The 16,267-nt window shown below is 57.3% G+C and carries 14 protein-coding genes; 2 read left to right on the forward strand and 12 right to left on the reverse strand.

Translation table 11 applies throughout. From position 1 onward, the window contains the following. Nucleotides 1-1,526: FAD-dependent oxidoreductase (locus tag ACUVSA_RS06440; RefSeq protein ID WP_445894201.1), on the forward strand; the 1,526-nt coding region annotated here is incomplete at its 5' end. A 138-nt stretch (nt 1,527-1,664) separates the two neighbouring features. Here ACUVSA_RS06440 and ACUVSA_RS06445 read toward each other — a convergent pair. From ACUVSA_RS06445 to ACUVSA_RS06455, 3 genes are all read right to left on the reverse strand, one after another. Continuing rightward, entirely contained in the window at nt 1,665-1,820 is a 156-nt protein-coding gene (locus ACUVSA_RS06445) for a hypothetical protein (RefSeq protein WP_445894202.1), read from the reverse strand. Nucleotides 1,821-2,165: 345 nt separating this feature from the next. Further along, the gene (locus tag ACUVSA_RS06450; protein ID WP_445890486.1) at nt 2,166-2,366 is read right to left on the reverse strand and encodes an SAP domain-containing protein; all 201 of its coding nucleotides are present in this window, start codon (nt 2,364-2,366) and stop codon (nt 2,166-2,168) included. A gap of 18 nt (nt 2,367-2,384) precedes the next feature. Continuing rightward, complete coding sequence (locus tag ACUVSA_RS06455) at nt 2,385-5,801, reverse strand: translocation/assembly module TamB domain-containing protein (RefSeq protein WP_445894203.1); 3,417 nt, start codon at nt 5,799-5,801, stop codon at nt 2,385-2,387. 303 nt (nt 5,802-6,104) lie between these two features. Between ACUVSA_RS06455 and ACUVSA_RS06460 the strand changes: the two genes are divergently transcribed. Beyond that, complete coding sequence (locus ACUVSA_RS06460; protein WP_445890484.1) at nt 6,105-7,139, forward strand: zinc-dependent alcohol dehydrogenase family protein; 1,035 nt, start codon at nt 6,105-6,107, stop codon at nt 7,137-7,139. Between the two features lie 97 nt (nt 7,140-7,236). Here the strand turns inward: ACUVSA_RS06460 and bamA are convergent, their stop codons facing one another. The 9 genes from bamA to ACUVSA_RS06505 all read right to left on the reverse strand — a co-directional run bounded on the left by bamA (nt 7,237) and on the right by ACUVSA_RS06505 (nt 16,261). Beyond that, the gene (bamA, locus tag ACUVSA_RS06465; protein WP_445894204.1) at nt 7,237-9,036 is read right to left on the reverse strand and encodes an outer membrane protein assembly factor BamA; all 1,800 of its coding nucleotides are present in this window, start codon (nt 9,034-9,036) and stop codon (nt 7,237-7,239) included. 231 nt (nt 9,037-9,267) lie between these two features. Continuing rightward, on the reverse strand, nt 9,268-10,089 hold the full coding sequence (gene ybgF / locus ACUVSA_RS06470; protein WP_445894205.1) for a tol-pal system protein YbgF: 822 nt from the start codon (nt 10,087-10,089) through the stop codon (nt 9,268-9,270). Nucleotides 10,090-10,107: 18 nt separating this feature from the next. Next, nucleotides 10,108-10,683: a peptidoglycan-associated lipoprotein Pal gene (gene pal / locus ACUVSA_RS06475; RefSeq protein WP_445894206.1), complete on the reverse strand. Its 576-nt coding sequence runs from the start codon at nt 10,681-10,683 to the stop codon at nt 10,108-10,110. Between the two features lie 38 nt (nt 10,684-10,721). After that, nucleotides 10,722-11,999: a Tol-Pal system beta propeller repeat protein TolB gene (gene tolB / locus ACUVSA_RS06480; RefSeq protein ID WP_445894207.1), complete on the reverse strand. Its 1,278-nt coding sequence runs from the start codon at nt 11,997-11,999 to the stop codon at nt 10,722-10,724. Nucleotides 12,000-12,085: 86 nt separating this feature from the next. Then, nucleotides 12,086-12,991, reverse strand: coding sequence for an energy transducer TonB (locus ACUVSA_RS06485; RefSeq protein WP_445894208.1), 906 nt, complete (start codon nt 12,989-12,991; stop codon nt 12,086-12,088). 3 nt (nt 12,992-12,994) lie between these two features. After that, a complete protein-coding gene (tolR, locus tag ACUVSA_RS06490) occupies nt 12,995-13,441 on the reverse strand; it encodes a protein TolR (RefSeq protein WP_445894209.1) in 447 nt (148 codons plus the stop codon). Beyond that, nucleotides 13,438-14,256 (reverse strand): protein TolQ, encoded by an 819-nt coding sequence (gene tolQ, locus ACUVSA_RS06495; protein WP_445894210.1) that lies wholly within the window; start codon nt 14,254-14,256, stop codon nt 13,438-13,440. Before tolQ ends, tolR begins: the two co-directional genes overlap by 4 nt. A 27-nt stretch (nt 14,257-14,283) precedes the next feature. Further along, nucleotides 14,284-15,033, reverse strand: coding sequence for an SIR2 family NAD-dependent protein deacylase (locus ACUVSA_RS06500; protein WP_445894211.1), 750 nt, complete (start codon nt 15,031-15,033; stop codon nt 14,284-14,286). 97 nt (nt 15,034-15,130) lie between these two features. After that, nucleotides 15,131-16,261 carry a transglycosylase SLT domain-containing protein gene (locus ACUVSA_RS06505; protein WP_445894212.1) on the reverse strand — a complete coding sequence of 377 codons (1,131 nt, stop codon included), beginning with the start codon at nt 16,259-16,261 and terminating at the stop codon, nt 15,131-15,133. Nucleotides 16,262-16,267 lie beyond the last annotated feature (6 nt).

A 16,267-nucleotide genomic window follows, 5' to 3' on the forward strand; every position in this document is an offset into this window, starting at 1 on the left:
TTGCCGTTTACGTGGTCACGGACAAAAAACAGCACGAAACCCTGACGCAGATGGTTCGAGAATACGTCGCTCTGTTTCGCCCCCTTTCGAATACCATCACGTTCCACGAAATAGACTTGGAAGATCCTCGAACGTCCGCCTGGGGTATCGACCGAGCGCCCGCCTTTGTCTTTGAGCCGGAACGGATCCGACTAAGCTACTTGGGCGTGCCCCTGGGAGAAGAAGGGCGAACCTTTGTGGAAATCCTTATGCTCCTCGGCTCCCGCCGTAGCGCCCTCAGCCCTCAATCACAAAAAATTCTGCAGCGGATTTCCGAAACCCGAAAAGTCCGTGTCTTTGTCAGCACCACCTGTCCCTATTGTCCGCAACAGGCTGTCAATGCCGTCAAGGCCGCGCTGGAACGCCCCGACAAAATGTCCGTCCAGATTGTGGACATTGAATTCCACCCGGATCTGGCGGAAAAATATTCAGCCTTCAGTGTCCCTCAAACCTTTGCCAATGAGACCCTGATTGCCCAAGGAGCCCAACCGGAAGAGCTTTTCATGGCCTCCTTGGAAAAAATGGAACAGCAGAGCCTTTTTATTCCGGAAAGCGACGCCGAAGAGATCAAGGTGGATCTAGTCATCGTCGGAGGCGGCCCGGCGGGATTGACGGCGGGCATTTATGCCGTGCGCAGCGGCCTTCGCACCGCCGTCGTGGAACGCGGAACCCTGGGTGGCCAGGTGGCCACGACGCCTGTTGTGGAAAACTACCCCGGCTTTACACGCATCGCGGGAAAGACGCTGGTGGACATCATGGTCGCCCATGCCATGGAATACGTGGAAATCTTTCCAAACGAGGAAGTGGTGGACATTTCTCCTTCTGCACCCATGGTCGTCAAGACCAATAGACGCCTTTTTCACACTCGAGCCGTGCTGCTCGCCACAGGAGCCACCTATCGGCGGCTCGGCGTACCCGGCGAAAGCCGATTGGCCGGTCGCGGTGTGAGTTTTTGCAGCACCTGCGACGGTCCGCTTTATAAAGGGAGAAAGGCTTTGGTTATCGGAGGCGGCAACAGTGCCGTCACGGAAGCGTTGCACCTGCACCACATCGGCGTGCACACGACCCTGGTCCATCGCCGCGATTATCTGCGGGCCCAGGAACACCTGGTCAAGGCCGTGACCGAAGCGCACATCCCCGTGCTGTGGAACACAGAGGTCAAGGAGATCCACGGGGACAAGAAAGTCACTCACGTGGAGCTGGTAAACAATAAAACCGAAGAGATTTTTCATGTGCCGGCTGACGCCGTCTTTGTGGCCGTGGGCTACGTGCCGGAAAACCGCCTGGCTCAGGCCGTCGGCGCTGCCCTGACCCCCGAAGGCTATATTCAGCACGACGGTTTTCACCGAACCACCGTCCCTGGAATCTATTGTGCCGGCGATGTGGAAGGCGGCTACAAACAGATCGTCACGGCCGTTGGTGCCGGAGCCGGAGCGGCCATGACTATCTTTGAGGACCTTTCCCACCCGTACTGGACACGATCTTGAGCCCGCGCTGGACAGCCGCCTTCAAAGGCCGAATGCCCCATGCCAAAGACTGATCCAGACCCTGCGCGAAAAAGGTCTCAGCCCCTACGGGCGGTCCACCCAAGAACTCGAAGATGACTTATCCGGCACGTTCTTGTTTCACTCGTCGTAGGCGGCTTGGCCGAATTCGGGAATGCGCCGAAGCACGCGGTAGTTTCCGGCGTCTTTCAAAGCATACGTGAGCCCTCGAAAGGTAAAGGTGTCCTGGTATCCATAGGGCAGGTTCAAGTCCTGGGCCTCGGAGATGGTTTCCATGATAAAAGAGAGCACCTGAGCGTATTCTAGAACGGATTCGGAAATGTTTCGTGTATCAATCCATATTTCTTTCAGACCGAATAGGCGCTTAAGGCCTTCCGTGTGAAAGCCTTCAGTATGAGGGTCGCGAACGACGGAAATGACCTGTTCGGGCTTTTTTTTGGTTCTGCACTTTGAGCAACTCGATTTTTCTCTCGGAAGCCGCAGTTTCCATCATCATTCTTTGCCTTTCCTTGAAGTGTTCCCGTGTCGCCGAGGTCTCACCGGCCAGGGCCTCGGCACCCTCACCGCACCTTGCGGTACGGCCGCACAAAGAAAGCCAAAAGCCGTGGTCCCACAGGGCAGTCAGGGCCTGCTGTCTTGAGATGCTGCAAGACACAAGCTGCGAAAACAGCACTGCAGCTGATCGCAATAACCTTGAGCGGTGCCGAAGCAGTCAAAATTGCCTTCCGCCTTTTGAATTTCTCGAATGAGTTGCGCTTTTTTCTTGCCAAAAGAGTTGATGCCCATCGCCTTGGCTTTGGCTCGAATTTCCTGCATTTTCATGGCCCAACTCCTCCTTTGTCATTGGCCGAAATCGTAGCGGAAAAACACGTCTACACCTGCCCGGTCTTCTCGTCCCACCTCGCTTTCCACGGAAAGGAACCGGTTCACGCGGTATTCCGTGCGCAGCTCATCCTTCTCATTGCCTTCCAGGCTCTTTTGGTACCTGACATAAAGCGCCGGGGTCAGGTACTTGCCGATTTCCAGCACACTGCCGTTTTCAGTCCCCTTGATGTCCACCGCATCGGGTGAAAGGGCAATGCCGCCAAAAAGGCTTTTCACCATGGGCGTGGTGCCTCCCAAAACAAACTGCACGCCCCGATCCTGAAGCTCTTGGGTTTGTCGGGCGTTGAGTTCCCTGGCCGGGCGGCCGTAGAGCAGCACAGAGACAATGTCCACCTGGTCCATTTCCGGAGAACTAGAGAAGACCAGCGTCGGGCGACTGAGCGGGCCCGTAAGCGACGCTGTGACGCTCACATCCCGAAGATCTTTTTGGCACGTCAAAGACAGAAAGGGATCCGGCGGCGTCTCCCCTCGAAACGTGAGCTCACCTTCCACCACGCGCATGCGCACGCCCTGAAAGGTGTATTCCCCTCGAGAAGTCCACAGGGTGCCGTGCAGCTGGATAGGGCCGCCTCGTGCCTTACTCAGGGTCGCCGCACCGTGCACCTCGGCTTCCAAGCCGAATCCACGCGCCCAGGCATCCTTTGAAGGCAGCTGAATCTTGAGCTGCATCGCCACGTTTTGAAACCCTTTAAGCTTTTGGGGCTGGTTTCGGCGTGTCCCAAGAATGACCTTGGGACCTCGGCCGGTTTCTTCCACGAGGCGAATCTGACGGGCCACGTCCTTTTCCAATTCACCCAAATGGATGGCGGTCTTGTGAAGAATCACCTCGCCCACAATCTCCGGCGCAAAGTCATGACCTTTCTGGTTCACGGTTCCGCGTATCGCCCCCTGCCCTTGGATCCCGAATATTGCGGGAAACCGCACATCATCCCCGACCACGTGAACGGTATAGCCGTCAAAACGGCAAGCAGATGAAAAAAAAACATCCCCTCGAGCCTGCCCGCGGCTGCCGAGCATCGTCCATTGGGCGGCCTCCAAGCGAATGGACGATTCTTCAGCCCGCCACTGCACCTCAAGATCCTGCACCTTCTCCGTCCAACCAGGCCACAGAAAGGATGCGCCATGCACCGTGCCCGAACCTTCCAGATGGGGATTTTTCAAGGAACCTCTAAGGCGCACATCCCAAGAAGCCGAACCTTTGAGTTCTTTTAAAGGAATGATCGCGCGCAGGCTTTCCAGCGGCACATTCTGCGCCGAGGATCGCACCTGTCCCTCCGCCCCGTGACGAAGGCTGCACGTCCAGGGCACAAGTCGAAGCTCCAAGGGCCAGGTTCCCTCCATAAGAACGGGATTGTTCAGGAAGGGGGCGAAAAGCTCGCCGTGAAGGGTCAATTTTTCCGCTTCATAACGTCCCGAAAGGGCGAGGAAGAAACGTTCCTGGTCCGGTACGGCCAGCTGGCTGACCGAGGCGTCCAGAACCATGACGGGCTTTTCCACCGTTCCTTGAAGACGCACTTGAGCGTCCAGGCGTCCTCGAAGCCACTTGTTGAGTTCGTCCTTCCTCGAAGCTTCCGGCAAAAACCGCGGCAGCCACGAAGCCATATCCACATTTTTTATGCGCGCAGAAAGATCCAGGGGCTCAGGAATTCCCAGGGTTCCGTGAACCTGCACCTCTTCGTCGCCGCGGCTCATACGAAGTGAAGACACCTGTACCGCCCCTGAACCAATGCGGAGCTCTCCCTGGGCCGTGTATTGATCACCGGCGACGGAAAATTCCGCCTCTTCGATCCGGAGCCTTTTGTGAGGGTCCTGCAAGGAAGTCAGCTTGGCCTTGAGGTTCAGGTGGTCCAGGGCCGCGAGGCGGCGCCCGTGAACTTCCATGTCCGCCATAGTCGCCTCGCCCTGCTGGTGCAAAGTGACCGAAAGAAAGTCTCCGGTATATTCTCCGTAAGCAAAGGCTGAGAGTTCCATGGTGAGTTTTCGCGCCTCCTTCAGGCACGAAAGGGTGGACGTGCCATCGATGCGCACGGTCTTGGCCCGAAAGGCATCGATGATCACATCCCGTGCGCTGACTCGCCCCTTCCATGTCCAATGCGGCCAGGTCCCTTGCAGTTTCCCCTGTCCCGAAACCATGCCCGCCAAGGGACGGTCGGGCACCGCGTGCTTCAAAAGGGCCAAAGGCATGCGGTCCGCTTTGACGTCAAGGTCCAGGGTCGGACGCAGGGTTCCCACGGGTGCAGATGGTATGCCGACGATGGTTCCGGACGCTTCCACGAGGCCCCCATTGTCCCATCGGCCCGCAGCCCGCCGCACAACGAAGATTCCCTCCTGAAAATCCACATTCAAAGTCAGATCCTGCAGGGTCATCTTTTCGGCACTGTAGCGTCCCTGACGGAGGGCAAAGCTTATTTTCGTTTCGCCCCCTCGCTTGCGCTCCAAGACAAGGTGCGTTTTTCCCGAAAAGGTCGATGCCCCTTGAATGTCCCATGGCACCAGCAGCTCCGTGATCGACATGTCTGCCGTGATCATGGCCTTCTCTTTGGTGATCGTCCACAGAGCCGTGCCCACAAGGTTTCCATGACCGCCTTGAAGATCATATCGGCCGTAGAGCCGTGCCGGTGTGCCTTCGAGATCCAGGGAGCCTTTCAGGACAACGGACAGCGCGTGCTCCCCTTGGCGAGGTCCCCAGCCTTTGATGGTCCATGACCACGGCATCAGCCGAACCTGTGCCGAGAAGCTTCCTGCGGGGAAATCATACCAGGTTCCACTCAGCGCTATGTGTGACGTTTCGTTGACTGTCACCTGCAACGTGTCCACGCGAAGGATTCCGTCGTGGAGAAGAGCCCCCGCAGTCAAGGAAACCTCACTGCGCACGGGCGCCTGTAATTCCATGCGCCACGGGTCAAGGCTCACTTGGACACCCAAAGACCCATTCTCGGATTCCTGGCGCACCCACAACGTTCCTGTCATTTCAGACACATCCAGAATGCATCGTTCGCCTTCAAAACCTTGAACTCGACCGGAAACCACCGTTACCTGCCCAAGAAGTTTTAGAACCCACCGCCTGGCCGGCTCGTTCCCGTTTCCCTTGCCTTCGTCCCTAGGCAGAGGAATGCGCCACCGCCCGTCATCCGACTTTTCCAGTCGCACAAAGGGCCTGTGCAGGGTCACATGGCGCAGGGTCACATGCGGTTTCGACCAGCTGAGGCTGTAGTGCATGTCCAGAGAATCCGCCGACAATACCACGGTTTCACCGGACTTCAGGGAAACGTCATTAAAGCGAACGCTTTTCCAAGGGGACCAGCGAAATCCGCGCACAGCCACCTGAAGGCTTGTTGCTTGGTGCACGCGCTCCACCACCACCCTGGTCATCCAGTCTTGGACCCAGGGTGTGTGCATCAGGAGCACGATGCAAAGCGAAAGACCAAGGCCCAGGACACCCAGGACGATCACGGTCCTTGGAAAGCCTGAAAGAATCGGTGTGCCATGAAAGGGTCGACGGCTTCTTGAGGCATTCGGCGGCGTTTTTGCTTGACCTTTGATGGATCCCACGTTTGGATCTTCCTCGATGGGTTGACTCTGCGAGCTGTCTCAGATTAAATCAATTATCAATCACGCAGCCTGTCAAATCAACTGATGTTCATGGTTTCTTGCTCGCAAGGGAAAGGATGCCCCATGAAAGCCATGGTCTTACACCGTTGCGCTCCCGTGGAACACCGTCCGCTCGTTTTGGAAGAACTTCCGGACCCCGAGCCTTCCCAAGGGGAAATTCGCATCAGGGTTTCGGCCTGCGGCGTGTGCCGAACGGATCTGCATATAATCGAAGGAGAACTGCCTCCCTTGGGCCATGCCGTCATTCCGGGACATCAGATCGTGGGACGGGTGGACAAGAAAGGCCCTGGAACCCATCGGTTTCGGGAAGGAGACCGTGTGGGCATCGCCTGGCTGCGGCATACCTGCGGCACGTGCCGTTATTGCCGACACGGCTTTGAAAACCTTTGCGAAAAAGCTCTGTTTACCGGCTACCATGCCCCCGGTGGATACGCCACCCATGCGGTGGTCCATGAGGATTTCGCTTACCCCATCGCGGACAACCTTTCCGACGCTGCAGCCACTCCCTTGCTATGCGCCGGCATCATCGGCTATCGCAGCCTTAAGAGGGCCCTGTGCGGCCCTCCGGATCCGCGACCTGCCGAACACCCTCGCACCTTGGCCCTCTACGGCTTTGGTTCCTCCGCGCACATCGTCATTCAGATCGCTCGCTATTGGGGCTATGACGTGTATGCCGTCTCGCGCACCCCACGCCATCAAAAGCTTGCTCGGGATCTTGGCGCCGTGTGGGCGGGGGCTTCCGCCAAAGATCTTCCCGTCAGAGTCCAGCATGCCATCGTCTTCGCACCCGCAGGCACTCTGGTTCCCGAGGCCCTGGAACACTTGGACAAGGGTGGCACTCTGGCCCTTGCTGGCATCTACATGAGCCAGATTCCGCCCATGGACTACGAGAGGCATCTTTTCTATGAAAAGAATGTGCACAGCGTCACGGCCAACACACGACAGGATGCTTTGGAACTTCTGGCCACAGCGGCCGCGGTGCCCGTACGGGCCACGGTGCGCACCTACCCTTTGACGGCGGCCAACGAGGCCCTGCGGGACCTCAAAGCGGATCGCATCGAGGGCGCCGGAGTCCTCCTTCCTTCGGAGTGTCTTTGAGAAGATGTTCTGTAGAGTCGGCGCACGGCGCGATAAGGATCGCGGCTTGCGCCGCTCCTACCGAAGGTGTTTTCAGACAATAGGTATCGAGATGGCGTCAAAAAGCCTGCCCGATGCTCAAGTGAATCTGGTAGCGGTTGAAAAAATCCTGGTCGGGAGGATTCAGCTGGTATCCGAAATCCAGGCGCAGAGGTCCCACGGGAGTTTTGTATCGAAGTCCGGTGCCGACACTGGAACGGAGCTGGTTCCAGAGCAGCTGATAGCGGTTCTCATAGACGTTGCCCGCATCGACAAAAAGCACGCCTTCCCAGGAATTCTTGAGGGGGAAACGCCATTCGCCGCTCAGTTCCAGCAGGGTGAGTCCTCCAAGAGGGTTTCCGTCGTCGTCCAAGGGTCCCAGTTTTTGGTAAGGATATCCCCGAATGCTGGTACTTCCGCCACTGAAGTAGCGTTTGAAAATGGGCACGCGAGCCGTGTCTTCCAGTTCGGCGATGCTGCCCCATTTGGCACGAAAAGCCAGCACGCCCAAAGGATCGATGGGCAGGTACGAGCGGCCTTCCAGACCCAATTTCACAAAGGCCACTTCGGAACCCACAAGTGAACCGCCCCACTCCAACCTTTGTAAAAACTGCACGCCCCGCCGAGGATTCAAAATGTTGTCCACCCTTTGGTAAGTGGCCCCAAACACCAAAGAGGAGACGTAGTATTCTTCTCCTTTTTGATCACTGGGTCGTATGGCTTGGGAGGTGAGATCCACGTCCAGGAGGCGGTTGGCCTCCACGTTCGGTCCGGCATTGAGCAGCCAATGTTCATTGACCTGCCAGGTTACTTGAGGTCGGAAAAAGTACTGTTCGTTGGTGTAGCTTTCCTGCATCTCTCGAGACACACCGCCGGAGACCTTCAGCCGAAAGGGCTCGTAGAGAAAGTGGGGCTGCGTCAATCGACCCTCGAAAAACCGCGCCCGAGAACTTGCCCTGGCATCCAGCTCCAGCTTTCGACCCTGTCCGAGGAAATTCCGATATTCATACCCCACGCGCCCTCGCAGCTGATCTTCCGTCCCATAACCCGCCCCCAAGCGCACCGTTTGGCTTTTGGCTTCCTTGACCACCACGGAAACCGGGATTTCACCTTCAGATGAGGCATCCAACTGGGGTTGAATGTCCACGAAGGTAAAAAGATGGAGATCCATGAGGCGCTTTTGGGAATCGTGCAGAGCCTTGGCCCGGTATCGCTCACCGGGTCGAAAGGTGAGCTCATTGACAATAAGGGCCGTTTCCACGCGTCGGTTCCCTTCCACGCGCACGGGGCCAAAAAAACACGCGGGTCCCAGCGCCACGTGCACTTGGATGTGGGCCGTCTTCGCCTCCTTGTCCATGATGCCTTGGGTTTCCACAGTGGCTCGAGGGTACCCCCAATCGCTCAAGAACTCCCGCACCCGCTTTTCCGTGTCGTAAAAATCCGAGGAGGTGAAGCGGCGCCTAGGTTTGAGGGGAATCACCTGGAGAAGGTCGTCATGCCACGGGCCCAAAGGGGCGTTATCCACGGTCAAATCCACACTTTCCACGATGACGGGCCGCCCTTCCTCCACCGTGATCTCCAGGATCACTTCGCGGCCTCCCAAGGGAATCAAACGATGTCCCAAGACACGAGCGTCATAAAATCCTTGGCTCTTATAAAATTTCTCAATCCGCTCCACATCCCTGCGCAGGACGGTCTCATCCAAGGGGGCGCCCTGCCCCCAGCGAAAACGTTTCGCTTGGGTTTCCATGATTTTTTCCAGACGGCCAGCATCCAGACTCTTGACACCCACAAAGCGAATAAACCGAACGGCGGGGGGAACCTCCGACTGGGCGTCAAGCAGCGGCGCTCCACAGAGCGTCAAAAGGGAAATAGCCATGCCTAGACACAACCGACAAAGGAGCTTGTCCCACAATGCTTTTCTTGAATCTTTGTAAGCGGATCCAGCCTTTCCGGCGCCCACGCTTTTGAAGGAACGGCTTTGAAGCCGGCCGCCGTTCGGACCGCCCGGGAGCGGTCCTTGGGTTGGGACATCGAGGCCCAGGCTAATGCCACAACAAAGCATTCTCGGACATATTCCAAGGGAGGTCGTTCACGTCAAGGCCCTGTGCTATTTAAGCCTTTCAAGCCATTGCTTGGCCACCTGGGCTTGAGGGCTCTTGGGATATTGTTGCAGGACACGTTCATAAAGAATACGTGCCGCGGTGGTGTCGCCCAGCTTTTCAAAGGCCGCCCCCTGCTTGAGGAGCGCATGGGGGGCCTTGTTTCCTTTGGGAAACCGATCTAGAATTTCTTGGTAACTGTTGATGGCCTCCTGGTAATTGCCCATCATGAAATGGCATTCTCCCGCCCAAAACAGGGCGTTCTCGGACAATTTCGACGTGGGATACCGACTCGTGAACTCTTTAAATTTTTGCAGCGCCGCCGCATGGTCCCCCTTTTGGTAAAGGGCCAGAGCACCGTTATAAAGTTCCTTTTCAGGGTCTGGTGCCGGCGCCGTGGGTGCGGTGGTCGTTATAGGCGGCGTGGTTCCAGAGGCCGGGGCCGAGGGGGGGGTGCCCGGAATGGAAATCAGCGGCTGGTCCGAAGCTGGTTTGGGCACCGATAGCTCCCTCAAAGCCTGCTGCTGAAAGTGGCGCAGCTCTTCCACCTGCCCCTTGATCTGCCCCACATCCATTTGCATCTGATCCATGCGAGCATTCAAGGCGGCCAGTCCTCCCGCTGCGGAGCCCGTGGAGCCTTTGGCGCCGAAGACCGCCTGCTCCAGTTTTTGCATGCGGGCGTCCAGTTCGCGGACCTGCACCTGAAGGCTGGAAAGGTTGTTCTGAAGCAGCGTGATTTCTTGCGTGGAGGCGCATCCCCAAAGGAGGGTGGATACGCTCAGCACAGCTCCCCATCCAAGGCTTCTTCGCCGCCTTGTCGTCCCGCCCATGGGCCGCCCCTTATCCTCCTAAAACTGCACCACGAAATGAGCCCGTCGATTCTTGGCCCAGGACGCTTCGTCATGACCCAGCGCGATGGGCCGTTCTTCGCCGTAACTGATCATGCTCAACCGATGAGGTTCGATGCCGGAATTGACCAGATACTGCCAGGCGCTGTTGGCCCGTCGTTCTCCCAACGCAAGATTGTAGTCGTTGGTGCCGCGTTCGTCACAATGGCCTTCGATGGTCACGTGCACGGCAGGGTAGCGACGCAGAAAATCCACCTTTTTGTCCAAGATGGTTTTTGCTTCGTCCATAAGCACATAGGCGTCGAATTCAAAATAAATGTCCTCGTTTTGAAACTGATCCTTTTCCTGCAGAAATCTCTGCCGCTCTTCTTCCGTACGCAACCCCAGTTTCTGCCACGTGGCTTCATCAATGGGACCGCTCGGCGTGTACCGACCCGTTCCAGGGCCCGCAGGCGTGGCAGCCGCCGAAGGATACGCCGCCTGTCCGGGCACAGCTTTCTTGGAACACGCCGACACGGTTAAGAACATAACCAGCAGACCGCACCAGACCGCAACCGCCTTCATCCCATGCTGCATGATTTCCTCCCTCGTCGGTGAATCACGACTTTTCGCTTCTAACGATTCCTTCGCGGCGACCAACTCGGCTGGCTCTGCGCCCCCCCCAGTCGAGTCAACCGCCGTGTTCCCTCGCCATGGACACCCGTCACCCAAATGGCGCTCGTGCCTTCTCGAGTGGAACTGAAGGCAATGAGCCGTCCATCGGGAGACCAGGTGGGACTTTCGTTGGAACCTTCCCCATGCGTCAAGGCTCGCAAATCCGAACCGTCGGGACGAATGATGAAAATGTTATGCGTGCCGCCGGCCATACCGGAAAAGGCAATCCAGTCCCCTTTTGGAGACCAAGCCGGTGACGTATTATACTTGCCTTCGTAGGTCAAACGCCTCTTGTTTCCGCTGGCCACATCCAGCATGTAGATGTGCGGATTTCCCGTTTCGTTGGACACGTAAGCCAGCTTCGATCCGTCCGGAGACCACGATGGTGACACTTCAATGGCCCATCCGCCCAGGAGTTTTTGCACGATGGATCCCTGAGCGTCGAGGAGAAAAATGTCCGGATTTCCATCCTTAGACAAGGTAGCGGCCAGGCGCCCTCCTTTCGGATGCCATGCTGGTGTGATGTTGATCCCTGGATACCCGCTCAGGGCCCGCCGCGCCCCTGAAAAAACGTCGGCCACAAAAATCTTCGGCTGCCCTTCCAGGTAGCTCACAAAAGCCAACTGGGTTCCGTCGGGACTCCATGCCGGAGACAGGGCCGTGCTGCCGTCCCGAGTGATGGGGGTGGGGTTTCGGCCGTCCAGATCCATCACATAAATTTCTTTAGCGTCTCCTTCGGCCTGAACGAAAGCAATGCGCGTATCAAAAATGCCAGCCTCTCCCGTGAGTGCCGCGATGATTTCGTTGGCGATGCGATGGGCGACGCTGACGGCATCGGCCACCCCTGCTTCGTAGGCCTTGCCGACCAGCATCTTTTGCGAGATCACATCGAAAAGTCGAAACTCCACATTCAGGCTTGCGCCTCGAGCTTCATAAAGACCTCGCACGAGGAATTCAGCGCCGATGGCCTTCCAGGTATCAAAGCGGATTTCCGAGGGCAAAACACCCATCTGCTGCGGAGATTCCAGAAAACCTGCAGGGTCCAGCACCTTAAAATAGCCGGAGAAATCCAAATCGGCCCCAATCACCTCAGCCATCCGATGCGCCAAAGCCAGCTCTCCACTTCCTTGCATCTTGAAGTCTGGAACCGCGATCGGCAGTTTAACGAAACCAGGCTGTGTGATATCAATGTAGACCCGTTCGGCGGCCGCCCGCGCCGAAAAAACTGGCAGGCTCATGCAGGCTGTCCACACCCCGAAAAACAGTATCCAGGAAAGCCCTCCTCTGCGCACTCTGTTTTCGTTTCCTTTCCCCAAGAGAGTCCTCACGCCAGATCTTCAGGCCGAAAACGCACACCGATTTCGTCTCGTGGCGGACTGTAGATGTCCGGAAACTTCGGCAATGGATCCGCCTTTTGAATGGCTCGAAGCACCGACTCGTCAAACAGCGGATTTCCCGACTTTTTTTCAAACTGCATCTTTTCGATCTTGCCGTCCCGGCGCACCACAATGATGACCACGGCTTCCAAGCCCTGCACACTGATGAGGGATTTGGGTAGCACCCACTGTCTCTTGATGGCGGCCCAGACTTCGGTGTAGTACAAACGCCGCGCCAGAGCCAGCTGGTCCATTGCGCCTTCCAAACCCGAAGGTCCCGAAACGCCCTTGGCCGCACCGCCTGTGCCGGAACCCGCCCTCGAACCCTTGGCGGCGGATTCCTTGGCGTCCGAAGATGAGACCGATCGTGCATCCGTCGACGCCCCTTGCGACATGGCCGGTGCCTTGGGTCGCTCGGCCCTGTCTTTGGGCAGCAGTTGTTCCACACTCTTTTCAATGGACGGCTTTCCCACAGGTTCCAGGCTGGGGCCGGCTGTCCCTTGCAGCTTTTCCACTTTAGCCTCGGCAACCTTGAACCCATCCGCAAGACGTTTCACGGGCACTACGGGAACCGGCGCGGTCGCCTTTTGCGGCGCACCCGTCGGGGCCTTGGGAGCCTTAACCTGGGCTGGCAGCCCCTGGCCACCCCCCACCGCATCCAGACCCACTTCCCCCGCGCTCACCAACTTCACGGCGTAAAAGGGCATCTCCACAGGCTTTCTTGGAAGCATATGCGGCAAAAAAACCACCACAAAGACCATGACCGCATGCACGATGACGGAAACCGCCATGCCCCAAAGCACGTCCTGGCGCGGAAGACGCAAGCGATCAAAAGCGTCTGCAGCCGTCCTCATGACCTATCCACCCGGTGCCTTTGCCCGGTTTTCGCCCGATTCCGTGACCATGCCGATTTGATCGATGCCCGCCTGTCGAATCGTGCCCATGACTTCCATGACAAAGCCATAGGGAAGGGAAGCATCGGCCCTTAAAAAAACCCCCTGTTTGCCTCCTCTGTTTCGGTAAATGGCGCTCAGTTTCGGTCCAAGGGTGTCCATGTCCACGGCGTATTCGTTGATGTACACTTTCCTTTGGGCGTCCACCGTGACAACCAGCCTTTCTTGCTCCGAAGGAATGGCCGGCGCTTCGGCATCGGGCAGGTCCACATCGATGCCCTGCATCATCATGGGGGCGGTCACCATAAAAATAATCAACAGTACCAACATCACGTCCACAAAGGGTGTGACGTTGATTTCGGACAGAAGATGTCGAGAAGGACCTTGGGTTTTCATAAGGGCAACTCTCAACGTGTGGTGCGAATGACCGCTGGGGACTCTTCCGCCCCCTCCTTGGAGTGCACCACGGATCGTCGCACCCATTCCCTCTTTAGCACGGCGTAGAGATCCCCCGCGAAGTATTGCATCTGTCCCTGAATGGCCTGAATGCGGTTCATGAAATAGTTAAAGAAAATCACAGCGGGAATAGCGGCAAAAAGACCGATGGCCGTCGCCACCAGTGCTTCGGAGATACCCGGCGCCACCACGGCCAGATTGGCCGCTCCTTTCAAGCCGATGTGATGAAAGGAGGTCATGATGCCCCAGACTGTGCCGAAGAGGCCGATGAACGGGGCCGTGTTGCCTGTGGTGGCCAACAGGGGAAGAAACCGCTCCAACCGCCGCACTTCCAAAAGCATCGCCCCCTCCATGGCTTTTTCCACCGTGCTCAAAGCCTCCTCGCCACTCCACGCAGCCGGTTCCACCGAACCCAAAGACTCCAGCATCTTCGTCACCCGTCCCCACTCGGTGTAGCCGGAGCGAAACACTTGAGCCAGGTAACTTTCATCCAGCGCCTGGCTTTCCCGGTACAATAATGCAAAGCTCTTTTTTTGGCGGTAGAGCTCGTAAAAATCTTCCGATTGCTTTTCTGCGCGACGAAACGACTTGAATTTCACCAGGACCACTCCCCAACAGCCCAGGGACATGGCCACCAGCGCCAGCAGCACCAGCTTGACCATGGGGCCGGCGTTCCAAATCATATTTGTCACGCCGTTAGCGGCGCCAGCCTCCGGCGCCGCTAACGCCACCGTTGCCCACACGGGAGAAAACATCGTCAAAAAAGCCATGGCCACCACACTCACTTTCTGTCGCCATCATTCCATGGACAGTCCCAGCGCTGAAACGATGGCCGGCAGCGCCTGACCTGCCGGCAAGGGCACGTGAAGATCTGTGTGCATCGATGTCAGGTCGGTCGCGTTCGGGTTGACCTCAATGAGAAACCCGCCTCGGTTCTTGGCCATAAGAGGCAAATAAGAAGCCGGCGCCACAGTGGCGGAAGTTCCCACCACCAACAAGAGATCACACCGCTCCATCATGTGCATCGCTTGGAGGTAGGCCGCTCGTGGAATGTCCTCCCCAAAGAAAACAAAATTGGGCCGCATAGGCCCTCCACAGGCGCACCGCGGAGGCAAGTCCTGCACCTTGAGCGCCTTTCGGGGCACCTCCCGCCCACACTGATCACATCGGGCACTGCGGCCGTGGCCGTGAAATTCCACCACATGACGGCTGCCCGCCCTCTGGTGCAGGCTGTCCACGTTTTGGGTAATGACCCCTTTCAGCACGCCTTCCCTTTCAAGCACCGCCAAAGCGTAATGGGCTGGGTTGGGTTCCGCTTCGTGAAGCATGCGGTCCATGTCCATCAGCATGCGCCAAACTTTACAGGGATTAGTGCGAAAAGAGCGAATATCCCCGTATTCCAAAGGGTCGTACCTGGACCATAAACCACCCGGACTTCGAAAATCCGGAATGCCGCTTTCCACGGAAATGCCGGCACCGGTGAGCGCCACAGCCCAGGAACTGGCCTGCAATCGTTTGGCCGCCTCATCGATCACCGATGGCCGCATGCCTCAAACCCTCGTGTCAAGGCGTGGAAAAACACCCAACCAATCTACCCATCGTAACGGGGGTTTTCCGGCATTGTCAAGGATCCCCCATGAAGCTTCAGCGTTGGATGCGAAGCGTCTGGCCGGGTTTGACCGTTGAATCCTTTAGGCCGTTCCATTGCTTGATATCAGAGACACACACATTGTAGCGCTTCGCTATTTCGGTCAAAGTTTCTCCCCGATTCACCCTGTGGAGAATCACTTCCGGCACTCTGTAGCTCGCCAAAAAAGACTCCAACCCCTGTTCCAAGGCTTTGCCGTGTCCTTCCGGCACACGCACGCGATGGGTTCCCGGTGGAATGCTCGTGGTGGTGAAGGCCGGATTGAGCCTCTTGAATTCCCTGTACGTAATGCCGGCTCTTTGAGCCAACGCCACGATGGGCACCGCATATCGCGTGGTGATGGTGACCACATCAAAACGCTCCGGAGGATACCCCGCTCCGGAGGGCAGGGCATATCCGTACCTTTGCGGGTTGGAAAGAACGGCCTTAATGGCCAAGATACGGAACACGTAGCGTTCCGTTTCCAGAGGAAGCTTCAACTGATAGTAGTCGCTCACCCTCTGAAAGGCCATCTCATCGGAAACCCGCTTTTCCCCGCAGTTGTAGGCCGCAATGGCCAGAGTCCAATTATTGAAACGCCGGTACAGGTCGGCCAGGTATCGAAGCGCACTGTCCGTGGCCATCTCAAAATCGTACCGTTGATCCAGCTGTGGATTTTGATCCAATCCATAACGAGATCCCGTGGATGGAATGAACTGCCACATCCCGGCAGCTCCCGCCGGCGACACGGCGCCGTGCTGCAGATCACTTTCAGCCACAGCCACATATTTAAGATCCTCAGGAAGCCCTCGCCGGCGCAGTTCCTCTTCAAACCATGGAAAGAAGCGTTCCGCCCTTTTTAACCACAAATAGACCTGGGCGTGAGAATACACCACGATGGTAAATTCCCGATCGAACCTTTCCAGCACATCACGGTCGTGCAAGGGAACGGGTTCTCCGCACAGGTCCATGTTTGAAGGGGGTGCCACGTACGGCGCCATAAAGGTCGGAGGCTGAGACGGGATGGAAGAGTGGACGGGCGGCGCGCTCACAATCGCCGTCGGTTCCTGGGCTTGCTTGGTCCCAATGCCCGAACAGGAAAAAGCCACCAGGCTCATCATGGCCGTCAGCACAATATGCCAGCGCATGGCACG

The organism is Desulfosoma sp. (assembly GCF_052743555.1).

Bases quoted from the DNA above. Each gene is read 5' to 3' on its own strand.
- ACUVSA_RS06445 (WP_445894202.1), bottom strand. From the start codon at position 1,820: ATGGAAACCATCTCCGAGGCCCAGGACTTGAACCTGCCCTATGGATAC.
- ACUVSA_RS06450 (WP_445890486.1), bottom strand. From the start codon at position 2,366: ATGAAAATGCAGGAAATTCGAGCCAAAGCCAAGGCGATGGGCATCAAC.
- ACUVSA_RS06455 (WP_445894203.1), bottom strand. From the start codon at position 5,801: ATGACCAGGGTGGTGGTGGAGCGCGTGCACCAAGCAACAAGCCTTCAG.
- ACUVSA_RS06460 (WP_445890484.1), top strand. From the start codon at position 6,105: ATGAAAGCCATGGTCTTACACCGTTGCGCTCCCGTGGAACACCGTCCG.
- bamA (WP_445894204.1), bottom strand. From the start codon at position 9,036: ATGGCTATTTCCCTTTTGACGCTCTGTGGAGCGCCGCTGCTTGACGCC.
- ybgF (WP_445894205.1), bottom strand. From the start codon at position 10,089: ATGGGCGGGACGACAAGGCGGCGAAGAAGCCTTGGATGGGGAGCTGTG.
- pal (WP_445894206.1), bottom strand. From the start codon at position 10,683: ATGCAGCATGGGATGAAGGCGGTTGCGGTCTGGTGCGGTCTGCTGGTT.
- tolB (WP_445894207.1), bottom strand. From the start codon at position 11,999: ATGAGCCTGCCAGTTTTTTCGGCGCGGGCGGCCGCCGAACGGGTCTAC.
- ACUVSA_RS06485 (WP_445894208.1), bottom strand. From the start codon at position 12,991: ATGAGGACGGCTGCAGACGCTTTTGATCGCTTGCGTCTTCCGCGCCAG.
- tolQ (WP_445894210.1), bottom strand. From the start codon at position 14,256: ATGGCTTTTTTGACGATGTTTTCTCCCGTGTGGGCAACGGTGGCGTTA.
- ACUVSA_RS06500 (WP_445894211.1), bottom strand. From the start codon at position 15,033: ATGCGGCCATCGGTGATCGATGAGGCGGCCAAACGATTGCAGGCCAGT.
- ACUVSA_RS06505 (WP_445894212.1), bottom strand. From the start codon at position 16,261: ATGCGCTGGCATATTGTGCTGACGGCCATGATGAGCCTGGTGGCTTTT.